The organism is Roseburia hominis A2-183, from assembly GCF_000225345.1.
In the GTDB taxonomy this organism is placed as follows: Bacteria; Bacillota; Clostridia; order Lachnospirales; family Lachnospiraceae; genus Roseburia; species Roseburia hominis.
Genome location: NC_015977.1, coordinates 1,641,644 through 1,662,921, shown reverse-complemented (window position 1 = coordinate 1,662,921; position 21,278 = coordinate 1,641,644). Strand labels below are relative to the sequence as shown.

Below are 21,278 nucleotides of genomic sequence, written 5' to 3'. Positions count from 1 at the left end.
ATAACATGAGTGTTTTAGATAAATTTTTAAATGTCATGCGTCTTAATCCGGACGATGACGACGATTTTTACAATGAAGATTATGATTACGATGATGATTATGAAGAGGATGAACCGGTAAAATCGAAGAGTTCTTTCCGCAAGGACAAGAAGAAGGCGGAGGAGGATGATTATGAAGAAGATCATTCTATCCACGAGAAAGCCGTCAAGAGTTCTCCGAAGGTCACACCGATTCGCCCGGTCAAGAAGCAGGGAGGAAGCGGCATGGAAGTATGTGTCATCAAACCAACCTCAGTGGAAGATGCCCGAGAGATTACAGAGACGCTTCTCAATAACCGCACGGTCGTATTGAACGTTGAGGGACTGGACGTCGAGATCGCACAGCGGATTATCGACTTTACATCGGGTTCCTGCTTTGCAATCAGCGGTAATCTTCAGAAGATCTCCAACTATATCTTTATCATTACACCGGCATCGGTTGACATTTCCGGCGATTTCTTAAGTCTGGTAGACACGTTCCAGTCGACACGCAGTGTCCAGACCGATTTTTAGAGTCTATGAACGAACAGGATCTTTGTCAGAAGCGTCTGCTTGATCTCTCCAGACAGGCGGATCGCAAGGGAATCGTTCTATTCAGCGATTTCCTCAATTTAAATGAATTGAATATATACCACCAGTCCGAGAAGCTGTTTGCGACGAGGACCGAATGTTTTGGCGGTATTCCATGTGCAGAGCGTCAGATGATTGCCTTTCTTCCTGATGCTCTTTATTATGATTGGGAATATCCCATTTCCGCTTTAAAAATCACACCGGCTTATCCCAAATTTGCCGAGAAGCTTGGACATCGGGACATCCTCGGATCGCTGATGCAGCTGGGCGTTGACCGCTGCAAATTAGGCGATATTCTGGTCGGGGAGCAGGAAGCCTATCTGCTGTGTGAAGAGACCGTTGCAGACTATTTTGCGGAGCATCTTGAAAAGATACGCCACACTCTCGTAAAAGTCGAACCGTGCAGTCTGTCAGACCTTAAGGTGACACAGGAATTCCAGACACAGGACGGAATCGTAACCTCAGACCGGATTGACGCCGTCGTCGCGTGCGTTTACCATCTGTCCCGCAGTCAGGCGTCGCTTTTGCTACGCCAGGAGAAGGTTTTTGTCAGCGGAAAGCTGATACAGAATCCATCCTATACCTGCCATGCGGATGATATTATCTCTGTCCGCGGTTACGGACGCTTTATCTACCGAGGGGAATACGGAACAACCGGAAAAGGACGGCTCAAAATACATTACGACCTCTATGCAAACTGAAAGGAGTTTTTCATGGCACAATCGATTCCAGTAAAAGCAAACGACAGTATCATTTATCATATTGAACTGGTTCATGATTTTTCAATGCTCCCTACGTTTCTGCAGCAGCTGGGATACGGACGCACACAGAAAATCTGCATTGTGACCGATTCCAACGTTGCGCCTTTGTATGCGAGGGACGTACAGGATCTGTTGGAAAAAGAGTTTGACACGGTCATTCTTCATACGTTTGAAGCAGGAGAGCACAATAAAAATCTGGAGACGGTAAACACTTTATACCAGACTCTGATCGAGCAGCATTTTGATCGTCAGGATCTGCTTATCGCTTTGGGCGGCGGTGTCGTCGGAGATCTTACCGGTTTTACGGCGGCCACCTACCTGCGCGGCATTGATTTTATCCAGGTGCCGACCACGCTGCTTTCCCAGGTAGACAGCAGCATCGGCGGAAAGACCGGCGTAGACTTTATGCAGTACAAAAATATGGTGGGCGCCTTTTATCAGCCCAAACTGGTCTATATGAACCTGTCCGTCTTACAGTCCCTGCCATCCCGGCAGATTGTTTCCGGAATGGGAGAGATTATAAAGCACGGTCTTATCAAAGACGACGCTTACTATGAATGGCTGATGGCACATCACGATGCCATTTTGGCACTGGAGCCAGCAGTCATGGAAGAGATGATCGCCCGAAGCTGTGATATCAAGCGCGAAGTTGTAGAGCACGACCCGACGGAGAAGGGAGAGCGTGCGCTGTTAAACTTTGGTCATACCATCGGACATGCCATTGAAAAATTGTGCGGTTTTTCCCTGTATCACGGAGAATGTGTAGGGCTCGGAATCCTTGCGGCGGCGTATCTTTCCCAAAAACAGGGGAACCTGACAAAAGAGCAGCTTGCCGGCATCAGTCAGTGCCTGGCTGCCTTTGGATTTCAGACACAGATCGGGGGGATCTCACCAGATGCTGTGTTATCTGCCACCAAATCCGATAAGAAAATGGTCGGAAGCCAGGTCAAATTTATTCTGCTGCATACCATCGGAGATGCTTATATCTACCGCGAGTTAAGCGACGCACAAATCCTGGACGGCATTCGTTATGTATGCCGGGCGTAATCCCGGCCTGACAGTGAAAACAACACGGAAGGACAAACCTATCTATGAAAGATCATTCACCTATTTTGAAACGCAATCTGACCGGCTGTGTGGCGGCCGTGCTCCTCATTCTGCTCGATCAGTTTACCAAAATGCTTGCGGTAGCGCATTTGAAGGATCAGCCGTCCAACGTACTCATAGACGGCGTGTTTGAGCTGCGCTATCTGGAGAACCGTGGTTCCGCATTCGGAATGATGCAGAATAAGCTGATTATCTTGATTCCCGTTACCGTCGTGGTAACGTTACTTATTCTGTATCTTTTTTTCAAAAAACTTCCCGCCACGAGACACTTTTTCTGGCTCAATGCGATTGCCGTACTGTTTTTTGCTGGAGCCATCGGGAATTTCATCGACCGCGTCAGACAGGGCTATGTGGTAGATTTTTTCTATTTCAGCCTGATCAATTTTCCGATCTTTAATGTTGCAGATATTTATGTGACAGTAGCGGCATTTTTATTGATCTTTTTATGTCTGTTCTATTACAAAGAAGAAGATTTTGAACAGATTTTCCCATCGGGTTCTTCCAGACAACATTCTTCGGAGAAAAAAGACAATGACTAGAGAAACATTTGAAGCGGGAATTGCATATGAGGGAGAGCGGCTGGACAAGTATCTGAATCTCATTTTCAGCGAGACAGATGCGGCGCAGTCGCGCTCCTTTTTTCAAAAACTGATCAAAGAGGGGCATGTGCTTGTCAATGATACGGCGCAGAAAGCCAACTACCGGTTAAAGGCAGATGATATGATCTGCGTTGAGATTCCGGATGCGGTACAGACGCCGATTCTTCCGGAAAATATTCCGCTTGACATTCTCTACGAGGATGACGATCTTTTAGTCGTCAACAAGCCGAAGGGAATGGTCGTCCACCCGTCCGCCGGGCATTATACCGGCACGCTTGTCAATGCCATCATGTATCACTGCAGGGACAGTTTGTCCGGCATCAACGGGGAGATCCGCCCGGGCATCGTACACCGCATCGATATGGATACAACGGGTTCACTGATTGTATGCAAAAATGATGAGAGCCATGTCTTTATTGCGGAGCAGATCAAGGAACATTCCGTGAACCGGCGCTACCGCGGCATCGTATACGGTGTGGTGAAAGAGGAAGAGGGTACCGTCAATGCGCCGATCGGACGCCATCCCATCGAGCGCAAGAAAATGGCGATCAATGAGAAAAACGGCAAGCCTGCCATCACCCATTACAAGGTTCTGGAACGCTTTGAGCGGTACACATACATGGAGTTTAAACTGGAGACCGGGCGCACCCATCAGATCCGCGTGCACATGGCTAGCATTGGTCATCCGCTGCTTGGCGACACGCTGTATTCCAGCGGAAGAAGTCCCTATAAGCTGCAGGGGCAGACGCTTCATGCCATGACGATCGGCTTCATTCATCCGAGAACCAGAGAGTACATGGAGGTTACGGCGCCTCTTCCAGAATATTTTGAAAAAATTCTAAAAGATTTGCGATAATTTCAAAAAATAATTCCGTTTTTCAAAAAAATGTATTATAATATATTCATAGAATGTTAGGAAAGGCGGGATCTTTTATGGGCAACAAAATCTATACCATTGGTCGTGAATTTGGCAGCGGGGGAAGAGAAATCGGCGAAAAGCTTGCGGAACGTCTTGGAATTAAGCTCTACGACAAAGAATTGTTACAGCAGGCGGCAAAGGAAAGCGGTTTCTGTGAGGAGATTTTCGAGAATCATGATGAGAAACCGACCAGCAGCTTTTTGTATTCCCTGGTCATGGATACATATTCGCTGAACGGCTATCATTCGGCACCGTTTCTCGATATGCCTTTAAACCACAAAGTGTTCCTGGCGCAGTTTGACACCATCAAAAAGATTGCAGAGCGGGAATCCTGCGTGATTGTTGGAAGATGCGCCGATTACGCATTATCAGACAATCCGGACTGCATCAATATCTTTATTCATGCGGACATGGACAAACGCGTTAAGATTATCAGCCAACGCGCCAATATTACGGAAAACAAAGCCAGGGATCTGATCCAGAAACAGGATAAGCAGCGTGCAAGCTATTATAACTATTATACGAGCAAAAAATGGGGTGATTCCCAGAGCTATCATCTGACATTGGACTCCGGTAAACTGGGAATTGACGGTTGTATTGATATGATCTTAAAGTTTCGTGAAATCCTCGATGCATCCAGATAACATCATCGGCTAATATCATACAACGTGAACGAAATGGTTTCAAATGGTTTCAAATGGTTTCAAAGAGGCGGCACTTATTTGATTTAAGGTGCCGCCTCTTTATGTCTGCGCAAACAAACACCGGCAAAATGCAGGAAAAACGCACATATTCCTTGAAATGCGGGCGGCAGTGTGCTATAGTAGAGATACAGATATTTATTCGCAAAACACAAGTTTAACGAATAGTTTCTACCATAAAACAACCATAAAGCTGTTTTACGCTGTGCCGGATGTTTTACGGGTTCTGTTTTAACAGATCTCTTCGGAATCCAGCAGAATGGTAAACGGGCCGTCATTTAACAGAGAGATCTTCATATCCGCACCGAAAATACCGCAGCCGGTATCTGGAATCTGTTCTTTGCACCGTGCGACAATATAATCATACATCCGGCTCGCCATTTCGGGCTTCCCGGCACGGACAAAGGAAGGACGGTTTCCTTTGCGGCAGTCCGCATATAAGGTAAACTGCGAGATCAGCAAAAGACTTCCGCCGACGTCCGCCAACGATAGATTTGTTTTTCCGTCCGCATCCTCAAAAATACGAAGCCCCAACAGCTTTTTGATCATTTTATCGGCGATTGCAGTCGTATCGGTATCGGCAATTCCGATCAGAACCAGAAATCCTTTTTGAATTGCGCCGGTGACATTGCCGTCTACCGTGCAGGATGCCTCGGTTACACGCTGTATTACAAATTTCATTTTATCAATCTCCTTTTTGAATTATTTGCTTCGTTGATCCTAAATTTCATTTCATGATAGATCATTTCATGACAGATAATTTTATTATAAAATAGTTACGAGGTGATATGCAATCTATGGAATTAAAAAAACTTTTAAGCTATACACGCCAGGCGGTTGACGATTATAAACTCATTGAGGAGGGCGATCATATTGCGGTCGGTATTTCCGGCGGCAAGGACTCTCTCACTCTCCTCTACGCGCTTGCCGGACTCAGACGCTTTTATCCGAAGAAATTCACACTCACGGCAATCACCGTCGATCTGGGATATGATTCTTTTGATCTTACTCCCATAAATCAGCTCTGCGAGGAACTTAAGGTACCGTACCACATTGTAAAAACAGAGATTGCACGTATCCTGTTTCACGGCGACAGCGTGTCGGACAAAGCAGTCAAGGGATCTCCGTGTGCGCTGTGCGCCAAAATGCGCAAGGGAGCACTCAATGAGGCGGCTCTGGAATTAGGATGCAATAAGGTTGCCTACGCACATCACATGGATGATGTGATTGAGACGGCGTTTCTTTCCATGATTTTTGAGGGAAGATTCTATGCGTTTCCACCGAGCACACATTTAGACCGCACACAGCTTGTGGTCATACGCCCCTTACTATACGTCTCTGAAGCGGAAGTAAAAGGATTTCGGAATAAGATGAAGCTTCCGGTCGTCGCCAATCCATGTTCTGCAGACGGGCACACACAGCGTGCTTACGTGAAAAATCTGATCCGACAGATCAATCTGGATCATCCCGGAGCCAAAAAACAGCTTTTTCATGCAGTATTACATGGAAATATCCCCGGATGGCAGACAGACGTCGCTGAGGAAAAGGAGAATTCAATTCGTTTATGAAAGAAAAAGCATATTATGAAAATGTGAATGTAAAAAATGAAGTAAAATTGCGCAAGCTTCTGGAACAGCTTCCGGATTTCTGCAAACAGTTTTTCATTGGCATTGAGCCAACCACTTCCTCGCGTACCAGAATCGCGTATGCTTACGATATCGGCTGTTTTTTTGACTATCTCTGCGATGTGAATCCCATTTGCCAGAACTATACCGTAAAGGATATTCCGCTCTCGCTTTTAGACGAGCTCACGCCTATGGATATCGAGGAATATCTCTCCTATCTGAAGTATTACGAAAAAAACGGTGTAGAGCACACGAACGACGAGCGCGGTATCAAGCGAAAGCTGGCCTCTCTCCGCTCCTTTTACCGCTACTATTTCAAAAACGACCTGATAAAAAATGATCCGGCTGTGAAAGTGGACATGCCCAAGATTCACGACAAAAATATTATCCGGCTGGATATCGATGAGGTCGCGAGACTGTTAGACGAAGTCGAATCCGGTGAAAGTCTGACTCCACGCCAGCAAAAATATCACGACCGCACAAAGACAAGAGATCTCGCCCTTATGACGCTGCTCCTCGGAACCGGAATCCGTGTCTCGGAATGTGTCGGACTCGATCTGGAAGACGTGGATATGCGCAATAACGGCATCAAGATTCACCGAAAAGGCGGCGCAGAGGTTGTTGTATACTTTGGGGAAGAAGTACGCGAAGCACTTCTCGCTTATATGGTTGAGCGCCAGAAAATAACCGCCGAAGACGGCAGTATCAACGCCCTCTTTCTCTCCTTGCAGAACCGGAGAATCAGCGTGCGTTCGGTCGAAAATCTGGTCAAAAAATATGCAAAACTGGTGACCAGCTTAAAGCATATTACACCGCACAAACTGCGCAGTACCTACGGCACCTCCCTCTATCGCGAGACGGGGGATATCTATCTGGTCGCGGATGTACTCGGCCATAAGGACGTCAACACGACGCGGAAGCATTACGCTGCCATCGACGATGATCGACGACGCAGCGCAGCCAAATATGTAAAGCTCCGTGATGTCTAGTGTTCCCCGGAGATGCATCCATCGCCTTAAGTCCTATCAGATCCGTGGCTCTGGCAAGACTCTGACAAACAAAAAGCTGTTTATAAAAAAAGCAGCTCACAAAGAAGCTCCAGTCATCCGACCGGAGCTTCTGCTGGCTTAAGAACTTCATCTAGCTTTTCCTGGATACGTACCTTCACCAGATCCGCAATCTCATGCGTTTTGAGACCGCCATATTCATCGTATAAGATCGGTTTCAGATAATGTACCTGCGTGGTGACCGATCCCAAACAAAAGCTGTTAAAAACTTTATAAGAATCAATCAGAGCCACCGGTACGATCGGTGCCTTTGTCTTTAACGCAATCTTAAAACTGCCGGCTTTAAAATCACACACATGGTTCTTATTGTTAAATTCGTATCCGCCCTCCGGAAACAGAATATAACGCTTTCCCTGCTTTACTTCCTCGGATACCTCATTGATGATCGTCAATGCCTGTCTGACATCCTTCTTATCCAGCCGCTTTCCCTGAAGCAGATCCACAAATTCACGAACCAGTATGGTATTGGACTTCGCCTTATCCATCACAAGCGAACATGGCTCCCTGTGGGTGTAGATAATGCCGAGTGCGTCGTACTTTCCCTGATGATTCGGATACATCATGTAGCCGCCTTCTGTCGGAAGCAGCTCTGTGCCGTAAGATTTTGTGTGGATGCCGCCGGTTACCTTCATCAGGCGAATCACATGGCGCGCCAGCGCGTAGCGCTCCTCTACACTATACTTTTCAGGATGATCCGCCTCCCTGCGCATCTTCGGTATCATATAAGGCGCTCTGAAAAGATTCATTAAAATCACATAGATAAACTTTATCATACGAGATAACTCATCCTCCGTAATTCATATTCTCTGTGCTGCCTTCCCGCACAATATGAGCTCGTCAGAATTCATTATACCGTACTTACCCAAAAAACACAACCGACCGGAGACGCTGCACAAAAAATACCATCTTACTTGAGATGTTCTGCCGAATAATACGGGATGGTCAGATACTGTCCGGAATGAATGTCCCCCGGCAGGATGTGATTGATCGCACAGATCTCCTCCATATATTCGTCCATGCTGTCGTAATCGTCTGTGATATATTCATCTGCGATATTCCAGAGGGTATCTCCCTTCTGGATCTGGATGCTTGTGTAATATTTATAAGAAGGTTCTGCAGGAGCCGCCTGTGTGCGGATCGTTCCCAGCAGGACAGAACCGATCACAATGACGGTTAAAACCATCAATCCCAACATGAATGTGCGTCTCTGCGCCTTTACCGCTGCTCTTCTGCTTCTCATAAGAATACCTCCTGTCATGTTAATCGAACGTTCATTCCGAACGTTTGTTGCGAACATTTGTTTATGTTCCTATCATAATACCAGAACATCCGTTTGTCAACAAGAAAATCGAACAAATTTTCGGAATATATGTTTGCATTTTTACGCATGCTGTGTTAAACTAAATTATACATAATAGCATTGGTAATGATTGACAGGAGGTATATGCATGGCATACGGCAAGATCAGCACGAAGCAGAGAGAGATTCTCGAATACATTAAACAGGAGATATTGAATAAGGGATATCCGCCCGCTGTGCGTGAGATCTGCGAGGCAGTTGACTTGAAGTCTACCTCCTCCGTCCACTCCCATCTGGAGACACTTGAGAAGAACGGATACATCCGCCGCGACCCGACGAAGCCGCGTGCGATCGAGATCATTGATGATAACTTTAACCTCACCAGACGCGAGGTTGTCAATGTCCCGATTCTCGGGAATGTGGCTGCCGGTCAGCCGTTACTCGCAGTCGAGAACATTGAGACCTACTTCCCGATTCCGACCGAATTTCTCCCGAACGCGGAGACGTTCATGTTGAGGGTAAAGGGCGAAAGCATGATCAACGTCGGCATCTTCGACGGAGACAATGTGCTGGTTGAGAAGCAGTCGACCGCGCGCAACGGCGAGATGGTCGTCGCGCTGGTGGAGGATTCCGCTACAGTTAAGACCTTTTATAAGGAGGACGGTTATATCCGCCTTCAGCCGGAGAATGACACGATGGATCCGATCATTGTTCCAGATTGCCAGATTCTCGGAAAGGTCATTGGTATTTTCCGTTTTCTTTCCTGATGAAGTTCGGTATTCCTGGAATAAAATGCAGATTCCTATTATAATGTACAAGAAAGAATCCTGCTTTTCAGGATTCTCCGCCTGCGGCGGGTTGCTCTAGCGACATCGCGCGAGTGCACATCCCTGCGGAGCTTTTCTATGTAACAGGAACGAAGTTTCCTATTATATAGAAAAAAGTATGCCCCCTTTCCTGTCAGCCAGAAGGGAGGCATACTCTTTTTACGACACTCTTAAGTTCAAAACACGCATCTATGACCTTTCCGTCTCTCCGGAATCTTACGGATCCGCCGCATCTATGACCTTTCCATTTCTCCGGAATCTTACAGATCAGCCACATCTACGATCTTTCCGTCTCTCCAGATACGCTCCAGATCATAGAATAAACGATCTTCCTTGGAAAAAATATGGACAATGATGTCACCGTAATCCATGAGAATCCAGGTAGAACTGGAATTTCCCTCGATCTGTTTGGTCTTAAGTCCCGCTTTGTATAATGCCTCTTCGCAGGCATCACGCATTGCCTGAATCTGATTCTGATTCGTTCCGTCCGCAATCACAAAATAATCTGCAACCGGTGAAATCTCACGGATATCAATGATCTTAACATCCTCCGCCTTGCGGTCTTCCAAAGCCGCTACTGCTATTTTACAATATTCCTGTGATGTCATTGCATGTTTCCTTTCTATCTGTTCTTTGTTCGTTTTAACAGGTAATCCGTCAAACCGGATCTGTCTGTTCCTTCTGGTACTGCCGGTAGAATTCATAGGCAAGCTGTGTGGAGGGATCTAACGGTCCGCCGACCCTGGAGCGGTATTTCAATGTGTCGCAGAGAATCTCCGCCATACAGGCATCCAGATCTTCAAATGCCAGTTTCCGCACCCTCGGCAGATCTGCGGCCTTGTTCCTTCCCGGCTCGATATAATCCGCAATATAGATGATCTTATCGAGCGTACTCATATCCGGCGCGCCGGTTGTGTGCACCTTGATGGCGTGCAGGATCTCAGGATCTTTTACTTCATAGACCGTCTCTGCCAGATAAGCTCCCAGCTTGGCATGCAGCAGAAACGGGCTCTCATATTCTACGGCATTGATGGGAATGTCATGTTCCTCACAGATCTGAAGCTTCTCATCGTCCGGAATACATTTGGCACAATCGTGGAGCAGACCTGCGAGCATCGCCTGCTCGATCGATGTCTCATAAGCCATCGCCATACATCCGGCGGTATACATGACACCTTTCGTGTGCTCATACCGTCCCTTATCCAACTCTTTTTTTAATCGTTTACGAATCTCATGCTGTTCCATTTTTATTCTCCCAAATTCGATACGCCGTACAGATGATAGCGTTTGATCAGCTCCCACACCTCGCCCGGGAGCATGGCGGGACATTCACCTGTCATGCGGATCTGTGCGCGGATTGCCGTCGAGGAGACATCGGTTCGTCCGCCCGCAAGCGGATAGATCTCAGCCGGAAACAACGCCTTGATGCGCCGTATTTTTCCCTCAATCTGCGGCAGTTCTAAGGTATCCCTGACCGCTGCAAGCACGGTGGCATTCTGACAGATGATCTCCGGATGCCTCCACTTGTCAAAGTAGTCCAGGGAATCGGCTCCCATGATAAAGAAGAATTGATCCTCCGGGAACTGTTCCTTTAGATGCTGCAGCGTCTTATACGTATAACTTGTCCCGGAAGACTCTATTTCTATACGTGAAAGCTTAAATGACGCATCATTTTTGATGGCCGCCTGCGTCATTTCCGCGCGCACCTGCGCGGGTGTCATCTCCGCCTCCTCCTTATTCGGAGAGTGCCCTGCCGGTATGAACCACACCTCGTCCAACGCGAACTCCCGGTAGGCGCTCCTTGCAATATTCAGATGTCCCTGATGAATCGGATCAAACGAGCCGCCTAAAATTCCGATTTTTCTCATGCCGGAAGTTCAAACTTGCTGTTTTTCTTCGCCTGGCGGAATAAGATGATCTTCTTGCCGATAACTTTTACAACAGCAGAATGTGTGCGCTCTGCGATGACCTGTGCAATCTCCCGCGGATCATCCGCACAATTCTTTAATACGGAAATCTTAATCAGTTCCCGTTTTTCTAATGCTTCATCCAGCGCCTGGATAATCTCCGGTGTCAGGCTTGCCTTGCCGATCTGAAAGATTGGATCTAAGGTGCTTGCACATCCGCCGAGATAGGCGCGCTGCTTACTTGTCAATTCCATATCCTGCTTCCTCCTCTTTACTTATAATAATCAAATTCAAAACCGTACATGCGCACGGTATCGCCGTCCTCAATTCCCTGTGCCTCCATGTCTTTTAAAATGCCCTGCTCCTTCATGAACTTCTGGAAGAAAAGGAATCCCTTCTCGGAATCCATATTCGTATAGCCAAGCATCTTCTCGATCTTCGGTCCTTCCACAACGAATGCACCGTCGTCAGCCACCGTAATCGTGTATGGCTCATCCTTAAAGAAACGGAGTGCCGGATCGAATTCAGGCTCATAGACAACCGGCTCCTTGCTGCACTGGTCGAGAAGCTCGCTCACGCAGTACAACAGTTCCTTTAATCCCTTGCCGCTTACGGCAGAAATCGGGAACACACGGATTCCGTCTTTTTCAAAGGTGTCTTTTAACTTCTGGATAATCTCATTCTCGTCCCCGTAGACCGCATCCATTTTATTTGCCGCGATGACCTGCGGCTTTTTTAACAGTGCCGGATCGTAAGCTTCCAGCTCCTTGTTGATCGCGATAATATCTGCCACAGGATCACGTCCCTCGGTGCCGGCAGCGTCCACCATGTGGATCATTACCTTCGTGCGCTCGATATGGCGCAGAAATTCAAGTCCAAGTCCAACACCCTCGGAAGCGCCCTCAATCAGTCCAGGAATGTCAGCAATGACGAAACCCTTCGCGCCGTCTAAATCCACCACGCCAAGATTGGGCTGCAGCGTTGTAAAATGATAGTTGGCAATTTTCGGCTGTGCGTTGGTCACGCGCGATAACAGCGTGGATTTCCCGACATTCGGGAAGCCGACCAGACCGACGTCCGCGATTACTTTTAATTCCAGCTTGACTTCAATCTCGATCGAATCTCCGCCCGGCTGCGCATATTTTGGTGCCTGCATCGTCGATGTCGCGTAATGCTGGTTGCCAAGTCCGCCTCTGCCGCCCCGCAGAATGACCTGTCTGCGGTTCTCTCCGGACATATCGGCGATGACCTTGCCGGACTCTGCATCCTTGATCACGGTTCCCTCCGGCACCTTTAAGATGAGATCCTCACCGTTTTTGCCGTGGCAGTTGCGCTTGCCGCCCTCTTCTCCGGGCTGTGCCGCAAACTTTCTGCGATGACGGTAATCCGTCAGAGTGTTTAAACCTTCATCCACCACAAAGATCACGTCGCCGCCCTTGCCGCCGTCGCCGCCGTCAGGACCGCCATCCGGCACATATTTTTCACGGCGGAAGCTCACATGCCCGTCGCCGCCTTTCCCTGATTTTATGATAATTGTTGCTCTGTCTGCAAACATTATATTCTACCTCAATTCAACTTCAGGCAGCAGATGCTGCCACCTACCGAACGGTTACAAATCCAGATACAAGAAGACCCGGCTATAGACGCCTGCCATCAGGTAAGCGCTGCATAGTCGGGTCTACACTCTGCATCTTATTACTCAGCTACTGGATAAACAGAAGCCTGCTTCTTGTCTTTTCCTTTTCTCTCGAATCTTAAGATACCATCTGTCAGTGCGAATAATGTATCATCACCGCCGATGCCTACATTAACGCCCGGATGAATCTTTGTTCCGCGCTGTCTGTATAAAATGTTGCCAGCCTTCACGAACTGTCCGTCTGCTCTCTTAGCGCCTAATCTCTTAGACTCAGAGTCACGGCCGTTCTTTGTAGAACCAACTCCCTTTTTATGAGCGAAAAACTGAAGGTTCATATTCATCATGTTCTACACCTCCCTAAAATTCAGAATGATATAATCATTCCCATAAGTATTCTGTATTCCCTGCAGGCCAAGTACCAGCGACTGCATCAGCAATCCGGCATCGTGACCGGCCGGTGAAGTAAATCGCAGGCGAATCTCGCCATCGTCTTCGTCGGCATCCGTCTCGCATGGTTCGTCGGTAAACAGCCCGATGGAATTGATCGTATTGATAACCAGTGCAGAAATTCCCGCACATACAATATCCTCGCCTTCATCGGCATACCCGGCATGTCCCAGGCAGTCGAAGCCCAAATACTCACCGTCATGATTGCGGAAAATCGTTATCTTTGTCATAACAACCTTCCAGGATTAAGCGTTGATCTTCTCGATCTTAACCTGTGTAAACGCCTGTCTGTGACCGTTCTTCTTGTGATAGCCGGTCTTTCTCTTGTACTTGTAAACAATAACTTTCTTGGATCTTCCCTCTTTTACAACGGAAGCCTCTACAGATGCGTTTGCTACATCAGAACCAACCTTAATTCCGTTGTCGGATACAGCTAAAACCTGATCAAAAGTTACTTTCTCACCAGCTTCTTTACCAAGCTTTTCAATGGTAATGATATCGCCTTCGGATACTTTGTACTGTTTACCACCTGTTGCTATAATTGCGTACATATGGCACCTCCTATTATCATTACTCGCCAGTTGTGGTGTCGCCCGGGCAATCCGGACGGACTTTGAGACCTCACTGTGCGGCATACTTGATTATAATAGCATAGCAGTTTGGTTTCGTCAACAGATTTTTTGACTTTTTTTGCCAAAATTCTTGACTTTTTCCTATGGATCGTGCTATACTCTCTTCGCTAAAACTTGGTGTGGACTTTTCAAGTCTGACTTTTTTTCGCCACACAATGATTCTTTTGAGTCATTGTGTGGCGTTTTCTGTTTTATCCTGGATACAATAAACCCAGACTATTATATAGGAGGAAATACCACATGAACGAAACATTTATGAAAGAAAAACCTATCCTGCCGCTGCTTACCTCCATGGCGCTTCCGATGGTCATATCCATGATGGTAAACGCACTTTATAATATTGTAGACAGTCTGTTCGTCGCCAGAATCAATGAGAATGCCATGACAGCGCTGTCCCTCGTCTTCCCGATTCAGAATTTTGTCAACGCGCTTGCCATCGGATTCGGCGTTGGTATCAATGCACTGATTGCCTATTTTCTCGGAGCAGGCGACAAAAAAGGCGCCGACCGCGCCGCCACACAGGGACTTGTTCTGGCACTCATCCACGGCGTTGTCGTCACTGTGTTAAGCATCTCCATCATGCCGGCTTTCCTGGACATGTTCACCAACGATGTGCAGGTATATCAGATGGGAATGGAGTACGCGGTGATCGTATTTGCGTTTTCGACAATCACCATGGCGAATCTTTCCTTTGAGAAAATCTTTCAGTCCGTGGGACGCATGAAAGTATCCATGATCGGCCTGCTGTGCGGAAGTATTACTAATATTATCTTAGACCCGCTCCTGATTTTCGGCATCGGAATTTTCCCGAGGCTTGGTATCGCCGGCGCAGCGATTGCCACAGCGATCGGTCAGCTGTGTACCCTCCTTCTTTACCTGACGGTGTACAACAAGCGCCCGATCCCGGTCAAAATCCGCAAAGAATACCTTGCTTTTCATAAGGAAACCGACCATCGTCTCTACTCGATCGGAGTTCCTGCCATCTTAAATCTTGCCCTGCCATCGCTGTTAGTATCCGTCTTAAACGGTATTCTGGCAGCTTACTCCCAGATCTATGTGGTCATTCTGGGAATCTATTACAAATTACAGACCTTCCTCTATCTTCCGGCAAACGGCATTGTCCAGGGCATGCGTCCGCTGATCGGCTATAATTACGGTGCCGGCGAGCAGAAGCGCGTGAAAAAGATCTATGAGATTACGCTTGCGATGAGTGCTGTCATTATGGCGCTCGGCACAATTTTATGCCTGGTGGCATCGCGCGGTCTGATGGAACTGTTCACCGAAAATGCCGAGACGATCGCAGCCGGAGGAACCGCACTGCGCATCATTAGCGCAGGCTTTATCATCTCCTCCGTGTCCGTCACAGCCTCCGGCGCCTTGGAGGGACTTGGAAAAGGAACGCAGTCCCTTGTCATATCGCTGTTCCGCTATGTAATTCTCATGATCCCGGCAGCCTTTGTATTGTGCCGTATCTTTGGACCAACCGGAGTATGGCATGCTTTCTGGATCACCGAAGCAGTCACCTCGGTCATCGCCGCTTATATCTACCATAAGGCGGTCGGAAGCAGAAAATAACATCTGTCAAAAGCATCTGCGATGATCCGTGTCTTTCCAAGTTTGGAACACTCCACGGACTGTGTCCGCAAGCTAACAGACAATTTTAGGACTTTTGTGCGTGCCCCTTGTGCCACCACTGAGCAAAACATAACCGCGCGAAGCCGATGTTTGAATTGGCATCTGCCATGTTTTCAATAGCAGATGCCAACGAGTTTCGGTTCGCGCGGTTTTATATTGTCTGTGAAGCGGTGGCACTAGGGGCACTAAAAAGTCCGCTCATTGTCTGTGGCTTGTCGGACACACACCGGGAGAGTCCAAACGTGGAAGAGACACGGAATCAGATGCAAACCTCCGTCAGGAAGAAATGCTCTCATTTTTTTCAAATAATTGTATCCTATGCAGTTCCAGCTGAAATCTACATGCTGTGTTTTCTGGCATATTACTTATCGCTTCAAAATTCACTGCCCTCTAAAGTACCAGCCCCTTTTTGGACACTTCCTCCTGAAAGATCATGCGAAGCTGCCCTTTCAGCGGAACATTCAGTTCCCTCAGGGTGTCATCCAATGCATCTAACGTCTCGATCATGTCCACCACGTTCGCATTGCTACCCATGTGTCCGATACGGATCACCTGCCCCGCTAGGGAGTCAAACGATCCTGCCAGCATGATACCGTGCTTCTGACGCATGGTCTGTAAAATGGCATCCGCGGTCGTCTCTTTCGGGACGTCAAACACCGTGACGGTATTGGAGAAACCGGATGCAAGGTGTAAGTTCAGTCCCACTGCGCGGACTGCCGCCCTGCATGCCTCACCGATCCGTGCATGACGCGCCAGCATATCCGGATCGCCCGCGATATTGTCGAACGCGGCGCGCAGTCCGTAGATATCACTGATCGGCATGGTGTACGGAAACCATTTTTTCTCGTAATATCCCTCAAACACCTTAAGGTTTGCATAAAAAGAGGCAATCGGTACACTTCTGCCATCGATGGCTGCCCATGCCGCATCACTCACCGTCACAAACGTCAGTCCCGGAGGCGCCGAAACGGCTTTCTGGGAACCGCCGCAGAGGAGATCAATCTGAAAATCATCCAGGCGCACATCCTCGCCGAACATGCCGGAGACGGAATCCACCACCGTGAGTATCCCGTATTTTTTCAGAAGCGGACAAAGCGCAGAGATGTCATTTAACATGCCGCTCGGGGTATCGCAGTGCACGAGCGTTGCATATTTGTAATCGTGATGTTCCTTTAAATATTCTTCCAGGGCGGCCGGATCAATCGGATTTTTCTCATCCACGGAATACAGAACCGGCTTTCCGCCATACATGGAAACGAAATCAGCAAACCCTCTGCCGTATACGCCGTTATCCAGCACCAGTACCGGATCGCCCGGTTCCGTCAGGGAGGCACAGGCAGCCTCAAGCCCCAGAATTCCCTCTCCGCCTAAAATCAGGGTCTCATTCCCAGTGTGCAGCAGGCGGCTGATCAGTTCACAGGTCTCCTTATAAAAATCTACGAAAGTTTCATCCAGATCCGGATTGGTGCAGGGAAAACTGCGCGCCATGCGGACATTCTCTTTGACCTGCGTAGGTCCCGGTGTCATAATCTTATACATGGAAACGCCTCCTTAGTTCCACAGTTTTGCAGCTACTTTCTTTAACGGTGCAATGATGATAAGAACGATCACAGCTGCTGTTCCGATCTGAAGCAGGTTGCCCGGAATCGATGTCACCGGTGTGATCCAGTTGCCGTAAATAATTCCCTCTGCGATGTAATATCCGCCGATCTTGATCGCGCAGGCAGCAAGCATTGCCACAACATACCACTGAAAGCCCTGCTTCTTCTCTGTAATCCATCCCATCACAAATCCCATGCATCCGACGATCACAAAGGTAAACGGTGCCCATGCCGTCCAGCCGGACAACAGATCAAACAGTCCCATGCCGACTCCGCCGGCAATGGCTCCCGTCTTTTTGCCAAACAGGATTGCGAAAATAAACAGTGGGACATTTCCAAGATGAATCAATCCGCCCTGCGGTGCAAACGGCAGACGAATGTTAATCAGCCAGGTAAATACATATACCAGTGCGATTCCGATCGCCGTGACGGTGAGAAAACGCACCTGCTCTGTGCTGGTTGTTTTTGTGCTACTCATAGTTTTGGTTTCTGACATGACTCTTTCTCTCTTTCTTTTTTGTTAGAGCCATGATACCCCATTTCTGGATGAATGAATATGTCCAGTTTTACTATTTTTGACCAGTCCAGTTCAACTTTCATCTCCGGTGAATCCCATATTTCTCCGGTATTCGCTCGGCGAAACACCGCAGCAGCCCTTAAACAGTTTCATAAAGTGCTTCTCGTTCTCATAGCCGACGGCCTGGGAGATCTCCGCGATGCGCATATCGGTTCCTGCGAGCAGCCGCTTTGCCTCCTTCATGCGGATATCTCTTAAGTAATTGACAAAATTACTTCCGGTATACTGCTTAAACGAATAAGAAAACAGGGAATAATTCATGGACAGATAATTAGAGACAACCGCCATATTCAGATCACTGGCATAGTGTTCTTCAATGTAGGCGACCGCCTGCTTCATTTTCTGCTGATTCCCGTTTGTGTCAAACTGGCTTAAAATCTGCGCCTGCAGACCGGTCACAAAGGCCAGCACCTTCTGTTCGTAGCAGTCGATTGCATCCTCCCCGAATGGGTCTGTAATCTCTTTGATCTCCCCGCAGTTTTCTTTTTCCTCCAGCACATTCCGGTACGTTTTTGACGTCTCCGTAAGGAAATCCGTCATGCACTCCTCAAAGTCCCGGACACCGATGCGGCCATGCTTTACCTCGTAAAAAAATTGCGTCCAGACGTGCTGCAGTTCCTCGGTGCGGTCGGTTCCAAGTAACTGCACCCGCTGCAGTTTCATCTCGTCTGCAACCAGCTTTGACGCCTCCTGCACCAGCTTCTGTGGGACACGCGGCATCTCCTGCCCATAGCGCATCTGACTGCGGTTCGTGCAAAACGCGCACCTGCGCATTTCCCGCGCCTCCAGATATGCCTCGCGCAGTTCGCGGATTCCCTGATGCGGCCGGCTGATTCCGGTATATTCCTGCAAAAAAGGATATTCCCCCGGACGGTCCGAAAGTGCTTCCGCCTCGATTAAAAAGAGATCATTTTCCTCGACATCGCCCAGGAACAGGCAGTCCTTCGGGCAGGATTCCTCCTCTTTTTTCCGGTTCCTGCAGCAGACCACATACGGCTTTCCGCTCAGATCTAAAATAAAATGCTGGTCATACTGGGTCTCCAACATGGTAAGCTCCTCTTCCGGCATCTCTGCCAGAAGCATCAGATGACGGATCTGCTGCTGTCCGAGCTTCTGGCGCGTTTTCTCCTGCTCCCTGCCCTCCTCAATCTCCTGATTCAGCCTGGCAAGTATGTCGCAGATTTTTTCGCGCTCGATCGGTTTTAACAGATATTCCCGCACCCCGTTGTGCATCATCGCCACCGCATAGTTAAAGTCATCGTAACCGCTGATCGCAACGGTGAGCGGTATGTGTTCACATTCCTGCATGCGCTCCACCAGCTCGATTCCGTCCATCTTTGGCATACGGATATCCGTAAACATGACATCGATGGACTGCTCTTTTAAAATCTCAAGCGCCGTCTCACCGTTGTTACATTCCATAATCACTTCCACCGGGACACCGCTCCGCTGAATCATCTTGCGGAGTCCCTGCCGGATCAGTTTTTCATCCTCAACAATCAATACAGTCTTCATTCTGCTTCTCCCCTGTGCGTCATCGGAATGCGGACGATAATTTTGGTATAGCATCCGATCTGCGACGCCACTTCTATGCCATACGCCCCGCCAAATGCAATCTGGATCCGGTCCTGCACGTTTTTTAAGCCGATTCCGTTTCCGGAACCCCCGCTCGAATCCAGTTCCCCTGCAATCTTCTGACGAAGCTGTGCCATCTCTTCCTCGGTCATGCCGCGCCCGGCATCCGTAATTTCAATCACGCAGTCGTTTCCTTCCACGCGCCCCTTGATGTAGATGTTGGTATCTTCCGCCATCTGCTCGATTCCGTGATAGATGGCATTTTCCACGATCGGCTGCAGCGACATTTTGGGAATCTCCTGCTGTAAAATAATCTCCGGCAGATTGAGTGATAAATAGATCTCGTAATCAAACCGCAGATTGATTAACGCCATATAATTCTTGATATATTCCAGTTCCTGCTCCACCAGGACATTGCCTGATACCCACTTCATGCTGTAGCGTAAGAGCTTCCCGAGGGATGTGACCGCATCCGAAATATCGTACTCCTCGTCGATCTCCGCCATCATCTTGATGGACTCCAAGACATTATAGATAAAATGCGCGTTAATCTGATTCTGCAGCGCACGGATCTCTGAATTTTTTACCAGCATTTCGCGCTTTAGATTGTCGTCCATGAGCTGCTTGATCCTCGTTAACATCTTGTTGATCTGTGTTCCCAGCTCTCCCATCTCATCCGGTCCGCAGTGCTCGATCACCACGTCCAGATCTCCGCCCTGCACGCGCCGGATGGCGCGCAGAATCTCGTACAGCTGTTTTAACAGATGTTTTACGATCGCATTGATAAAAAATGTCAGAACAACCAAAAACACGAGCATGACCGCCACAAACGTGTTGCGCATGCGGTATACGTGATGAATGTTGGACGTAATATTTTTCACGCAGAGCAGGGTTCCGTTTAATTCCTGCAAGGGAAGGTAGGATACGATCAGATGCTGTCCCTGCAGCTTCAGATAGCAGGTCTGTATTTCCTCGTCCGCCGTATACTGTGCCATGATCTCGGCGAGCAGTTCCTGCCGTCCTGTGTTTTCGTCCTCCCCGTCACCTTCTCCAAAATAACACCCGCCGTCCTCTGTCAGAAAACAGCTCCACTCGTCCTCAATGTTCTCGTAGAGACTGGGAAACATGTTTTCCATCGTCATAGCCGCCTCGATCATTCCGAGCGTCCCGGAATCGCTGTCCTTTATCTCCGTCACGAGCGATAAGATCTTGCGGTTCTGTCTCATCGTGTAAGAATTAAAAATCTGATCGTTAAAGTCGTAATGCCAGCCGGTAACAGTCTCCTCCGACTGCCAGGGCTGCTTTTCCATGCGGGAGGCTGCATAGAGAATCGGCATCATCTCCTGTACCCGGTCGTTTGACGCATACACACGCACGCCGTAGAGAAGCGGGTTGTTGTTTACCAGACGCTCGAGGGACACAATATCGCTGTTCTTAAAGCTGTACCATTCCTCCGCCGAAAAAGTCTCCCCGTCCTTCGTTCTTTTGAGCATTTCCAAAAGCGGCTCATCGCTCAGGAAAAACTGTGTGGACATGTTGATGGAATTGATCTTGGTTGCAACGGCATCTTTGTTGCGCTCCATGGTGTACTCCATATATCCGGTATTCTCCGATACGACGTTTTTCTCCATATTGTAAAAAAGGATGCCGGCAAGAATGCCGATGGGAATCACCATAAACAGAATAATCACAAGGGTAAACTTTACATTCAGTTTCTGGCTGACAAACCGTTTTTTCCAATTCATGTAACACTCT

At 48.2% G+C, this 21,278-nt stretch carries 25 protein-coding genes; 10 read left to right on the top strand and 15 right to left on the bottom strand.

Annotation, left to right across the window (positions count from 1 at the left end; all coding sequences use genetic code 11):
- The first annotated feature begins 5 nt into the window (after positions 1 to 5).
- From RHOM_RS07445 to RHOM_RS07420, 6 genes are all read left to right on the top strand, one after another.
- A complete protein-coding gene (locus RHOM_RS07445) occupies positions 6 to 551 on the top strand; it encodes a cell division protein SepF (RefSeq protein WP_014079678.1) in 546 nt (181 codons plus the stop codon).
- 5 nt (positions 552 to 556) lie between these two features.
- Positions 557 to 1,309, top strand: coding sequence for a YlmH family RNA-binding protein (locus RHOM_RS07440; protein ID WP_014079677.1), 753 nt, complete (start codon positions 557 to 559; stop codon positions 1,307 to 1,309).
- 12 nt (positions 1,310 to 1,321) lie between these two features.
- Positions 1,322 to 2,416, top strand: coding sequence for a 3-dehydroquinate synthase (gene aroB, locus RHOM_RS07435; protein WP_014079676.1), 1,095 nt, complete (start codon positions 1,322 to 1,324; stop codon positions 2,414 to 2,416).
- Positions 2,417 to 2,460: 44 nt separating this feature from the next.
- Positions 2,461 to 3,015: a signal peptidase II gene (gene lspA / locus RHOM_RS07430; RefSeq protein WP_014079675.1), complete on the top strand. Its 555-nt coding sequence runs from the start codon at positions 2,461 to 2,463 to the stop codon at positions 3,013 to 3,015.
- Positions 3,008 to 3,931: an RluA family pseudouridine synthase gene (locus tag RHOM_RS07425; protein WP_014079674.1), complete on the top strand. Its 924-nt coding sequence runs from the start codon at positions 3,008 to 3,010 to the stop codon at positions 3,929 to 3,931. The genes lspA and RHOM_RS07425 overlap by 8 nt, the downstream gene beginning before the upstream one ends.
- A 77-nt stretch (positions 3,932 to 4,008) precedes the next feature.
- Positions 4,009 to 4,638 (top strand): cytidylate kinase-like family protein, encoded by a 630-nt coding sequence (locus tag RHOM_RS07420; protein WP_014079673.1) that lies wholly within the window; start codon positions 4,009 to 4,011, stop codon positions 4,636 to 4,638.
- A 288-nt stretch (positions 4,639 to 4,926) separates the two neighbouring features.
- Here RHOM_RS07420 and dtd read toward each other — a convergent pair whose 3' ends face one another.
- Positions 4,927 to 5,376, bottom strand: coding sequence for a D-aminoacyl-tRNA deacylase (gene dtd / locus RHOM_RS07415; protein WP_014079672.1), 450 nt, complete (start codon positions 5,374 to 5,376; stop codon positions 4,927 to 4,929).
- A 116-nt stretch (positions 5,377 to 5,492) separates the two neighbouring features.
- Between dtd and RHOM_RS07410 the strand changes: the two genes are divergently transcribed.
- Both RHOM_RS07410 and RHOM_RS07405 read left to right on the top strand, forming a co-directional pair.
- Positions 5,493 to 6,263, top strand: coding sequence for a tRNA 2-thiocytidine(32) synthetase TtcA (locus RHOM_RS07410; RefSeq protein ID WP_014079671.1), 771 nt, complete (start codon positions 5,493 to 5,495; stop codon positions 6,261 to 6,263).
- A complete protein-coding gene (locus RHOM_RS07405; RefSeq protein ID WP_014079670.1) occupies positions 6,260 to 7,309 on the top strand; it encodes a tyrosine-type recombinase/integrase in 1,050 nt (349 codons plus the stop codon). Before RHOM_RS07410 ends, RHOM_RS07405 begins: the two co-directional genes overlap by 4 nt.
- Positions 7,310 to 7,422: 113 nt before the next feature.
- Here RHOM_RS07405 and RHOM_RS07400 read toward each other — a convergent pair whose 3' ends face one another.
- Both RHOM_RS07400 and RHOM_RS07395 read right to left on the bottom strand, forming a co-directional pair.
- Entirely contained in the window at positions 7,423 to 8,160 is a 738-nt protein-coding gene (locus tag RHOM_RS07400) for a lysophospholipid acyltransferase family protein (protein ID WP_014079669.1), read from the bottom strand.
- 134 nt (positions 8,161 to 8,294) lie between these two features.
- Positions 8,295 to 8,627: a LysM peptidoglycan-binding domain-containing protein gene (locus RHOM_RS07395; protein WP_014079668.1), complete on the bottom strand. Its 333-nt coding sequence runs from the start codon at positions 8,625 to 8,627 to the stop codon at positions 8,295 to 8,297.
- Positions 8,628 to 8,835: 208 nt separating this feature from the next.
- On the opposite strand from RHOM_RS07395, the gene lexA reads away from it, so the two are divergent.
- A complete protein-coding gene (gene lexA, locus RHOM_RS07390) occupies positions 8,836 to 9,453 on the top strand; it encodes a transcriptional repressor LexA (RefSeq protein ID WP_014079667.1) in 618 nt (205 codons plus the stop codon).
- A gap of 320 nt (positions 9,454 to 9,773) precedes the next feature.
- Here the strand turns inward: lexA and rsfS are convergent, their stop codons facing one another.
- The 8 genes from rsfS to rplU form a co-directional block, all read right to left on the bottom strand.
- The gene (gene rsfS, locus RHOM_RS07385) at positions 9,774 to 10,121 is read right to left on the bottom strand and encodes a ribosome silencing factor (protein ID WP_014079666.1); all 348 of its coding nucleotides are present in this window, start codon (positions 10,119 to 10,121) and stop codon (positions 9,774 to 9,776) included.
- Positions 10,122 to 10,170: 49 nt separating this feature from the next.
- Positions 10,171 to 10,758: a bis(5'-nucleosyl)-tetraphosphatase (symmetrical) YqeK gene (gene yqeK / locus RHOM_RS07380; RefSeq protein WP_014079665.1), complete on the bottom strand. Its 588-nt coding sequence runs from the start codon at positions 10,756 to 10,758 to the stop codon at positions 10,171 to 10,173.
- A gap of 2 nt (positions 10,759 to 10,760) precedes the next feature.
- A complete protein-coding gene (gene nadD / locus RHOM_RS07375) occupies positions 10,761 to 11,381 on the bottom strand; it encodes a nicotinate-nucleotide adenylyltransferase (protein WP_014079664.1) in 621 nt (206 codons plus the stop codon).
- Positions 11,378 to 11,674: a ribosome assembly RNA-binding protein YhbY gene (gene yhbY, locus RHOM_RS07370; protein ID WP_014079663.1), complete on the bottom strand. Its 297-nt coding sequence runs from the start codon at positions 11,672 to 11,674 to the stop codon at positions 11,378 to 11,380. The genes nadD and yhbY overlap by 4 nt, the downstream gene beginning before the upstream one ends.
- 17 nt (positions 11,675 to 11,691) lie before the next feature.
- Positions 11,692 to 12,975 (bottom strand): GTPase ObgE, encoded by a 1,284-nt coding sequence (gene obgE / locus RHOM_RS07365; RefSeq protein WP_014079662.1) that lies wholly within the window; start codon positions 12,973 to 12,975, stop codon positions 11,692 to 11,694.
- 140 nt (positions 12,976 to 13,115) lie between these two features.
- Positions 13,116 to 13,400 carry a 50S ribosomal protein L27 gene (gene rpmA / locus RHOM_RS07360; RefSeq protein WP_014079661.1) on the bottom strand — a complete coding sequence of 95 codons (285 nt, stop codon included), beginning with the start codon at positions 13,398 to 13,400 and terminating at the stop codon, positions 13,116 to 13,118.
- A gap of 3 nt (positions 13,401 to 13,403) precedes the next feature.
- Positions 13,404 to 13,733 (bottom strand): ribosomal-processing cysteine protease Prp, encoded by a 330-nt coding sequence (locus RHOM_RS07355; protein ID WP_014079660.1) that lies wholly within the window; start codon positions 13,731 to 13,733, stop codon positions 13,404 to 13,406.
- A gap of 15 nt (positions 13,734 to 13,748) precedes the next feature.
- Positions 13,749 to 14,054: a 50S ribosomal protein L21 gene (gene rplU, locus RHOM_RS07350; RefSeq protein WP_014079659.1), complete on the bottom strand. Its 306-nt coding sequence runs from the start codon at positions 14,052 to 14,054 to the stop codon at positions 13,749 to 13,751.
- A gap of 321 nt (positions 14,055 to 14,375) precedes the next feature.
- Between rplU and RHOM_RS07345 the strand changes: the two genes are divergently transcribed.
- Positions 14,376 to 15,710 carry an MATE family efflux transporter gene (locus RHOM_RS07345; protein ID WP_014079658.1) on the top strand — a complete coding sequence of 445 codons (1,335 nt, stop codon included), beginning with the start codon at positions 14,376 to 14,378 and terminating at the stop codon, positions 15,708 to 15,710.
- Between the two features lie 450 nt (positions 15,711 to 16,160).
- On the opposite strand, the gene RHOM_RS07340 is transcribed toward RHOM_RS07345, so the two are convergent.
- The 4 genes from RHOM_RS07340 to RHOM_RS07325 form a co-directional block, all read right to left on the bottom strand.
- On the bottom strand, positions 16,161 to 17,309 hold the full coding sequence (locus RHOM_RS07340) for a pyridoxal-phosphate-dependent aminotransferase family protein (protein WP_014079657.1): 1,149 nt from the start codon (positions 17,307 to 17,309) through the stop codon (positions 16,161 to 16,163).
- A gap of 12 nt (positions 17,310 to 17,321) precedes the next feature.
- On the bottom strand, positions 17,322 to 17,849 hold the full coding sequence (locus RHOM_RS07335) for an ECF transporter S component (RefSeq protein ID WP_014079656.1): 528 nt from the start codon (positions 17,847 to 17,849) through the stop codon (positions 17,322 to 17,324).
- Positions 17,850 to 17,960: 111 nt separating this feature from the next.
- Entirely contained in the window at positions 17,961 to 19,463 is a 1,503-nt protein-coding gene (locus RHOM_RS07330; protein ID WP_014079654.1) for a response regulator, read from the bottom strand.
- Positions 19,460 to 21,268, bottom strand: coding sequence for a sensor histidine kinase (locus RHOM_RS07325; RefSeq protein ID WP_014079653.1), 1,809 nt, complete (start codon positions 21,266 to 21,268; stop codon positions 19,460 to 19,462). The genes RHOM_RS07330 and RHOM_RS07325 overlap by 4 nt, the downstream gene beginning before the upstream one ends.
- Positions 21,269 to 21,278: the final 10 nt, after the last annotated feature.

Bases quoted from the DNA above. Each gene is read 5' to 3' on its own strand.
- RHOM_RS07445 (WP_014079678.1), top strand. From the start codon at position 6: ATGAGTGTTTTAGATAAATTTTTAAATGTCATGCGTCTTAATCCGGAC.
- RHOM_RS07440 (WP_014079677.1), top strand. From the start codon at position 557: ATGAACGAACAGGATCTTTGTCAGAAGCGTCTGCTTGATCTCTCCAGA.
- aroB (WP_014079676.1), top strand. From the start codon at position 1,322: ATGGCACAATCGATTCCAGTAAAAGCAAACGACAGTATCATTTATCAT.
- lspA (WP_014079675.1), top strand. From the start codon at position 2,461: ATGAAAGATCATTCACCTATTTTGAAACGCAATCTGACCGGCTGTGTG.
- RHOM_RS07425 (WP_014079674.1), top strand. From the start codon at position 3,008: ATGACTAGAGAAACATTTGAAGCGGGAATTGCATATGAGGGAGAGCGG.
- RHOM_RS07420 (WP_014079673.1), top strand. From the start codon at position 4,009: ATGGGCAACAAAATCTATACCATTGGTCGTGAATTTGGCAGCGGGGGA.
- dtd (WP_014079672.1), bottom strand. From the start codon at position 5,376: ATGAAATTTGTAATACAGCGTGTAACCGAGGCATCCTGCACGGTAGAC.
- RHOM_RS07410 (WP_014079671.1), top strand. From the start codon at position 5,493: ATGGAATTAAAAAAACTTTTAAGCTATACACGCCAGGCGGTTGACGAT.
- RHOM_RS07405 (WP_014079670.1), top strand. From the start codon at position 6,260: ATGAAAGAAAAAGCATATTATGAAAATGTGAATGTAAAAAATGAAGTA.
- RHOM_RS07400 (WP_014079669.1), bottom strand. From the start codon at position 8,160: ATGATAAAGTTTATCTATGTGATTTTAATGAATCTTTTCAGAGCGCCT.
- RHOM_RS07395 (WP_014079668.1), bottom strand. From the start codon at position 8,627: ATGAGAAGCAGAAGAGCAGCGGTAAAGGCGCAGAGACGCACATTCATG.
- lexA (WP_014079667.1), top strand. From the start codon at position 8,836: ATGGCATACGGCAAGATCAGCACGAAGCAGAGAGAGATTCTCGAATAC.
- rsfS (WP_014079666.1), bottom strand. From the start codon at position 10,121: ATGACATCACAGGAATATTGTAAAATAGCAGTAGCGGCTTTGGAAGAC.
- yqeK (WP_014079665.1), bottom strand. From the start codon at position 10,758: ATGGAACAGCATGAGATTCGTAAACGATTAAAAAAAGAGTTGGATAAG.
- nadD (WP_014079664.1), bottom strand. From the start codon at position 11,381: ATGAGAAAAATCGGAATTTTAGGCGGCTCGTTTGATCCGATTCATCAG.
- yhbY (WP_014079663.1), bottom strand. From the start codon at position 11,674: ATGGAATTGACAAGTAAGCAGCGCGCCTATCTCGGCGGATGTGCAAGC.
- obgE (WP_014079662.1), bottom strand. From the start codon at position 12,975: ATGTTTGCAGACAGAGCAACAATTATCATAAAATCAGGGAAAGGCGGC.
- rpmA (WP_014079661.1), bottom strand. From the start codon at position 13,400: ATGATGAATATGAACCTTCAGTTTTTCGCTCATAAAAAGGGAGTTGGT.
- RHOM_RS07355 (WP_014079660.1), bottom strand. From the start codon at position 13,733: ATGACAAAGATAACGATTTTCCGCAATCATGACGGTGAGTATTTGGGC.
- rplU (WP_014079659.1), bottom strand. From the start codon at position 14,054: ATGTACGCAATTATAGCAACAGGTGGTAAACAGTACAAAGTATCCGAA.
- RHOM_RS07345 (WP_014079658.1), top strand. From the start codon at position 14,376: ATGAACGAAACATTTATGAAAGAAAAACCTATCCTGCCGCTGCTTACC.
- RHOM_RS07340 (WP_014079657.1), bottom strand. From the start codon at position 17,309: ATGTATAAGATTATGACACCGGGACCTACGCAGGTCAAAGAGAATGTC.
- RHOM_RS07335 (WP_014079656.1), bottom strand. From the start codon at position 17,849: ATGAGTAGCACAAAAACAACCAGCACAGAGCAGGTGCGTTTTCTCACC.
- RHOM_RS07330 (WP_014079654.1), bottom strand. From the start codon at position 19,463: ATGAAGACTGTATTGATTGTTGAGGATGAAAAACTGATCCGGCAGGGA.
- RHOM_RS07325 (WP_014079653.1), bottom strand. From the start codon at position 21,268: ATGAATTGGAAAAAACGGTTTGTCAGCCAGAAACTGAATGTAAAGTTT.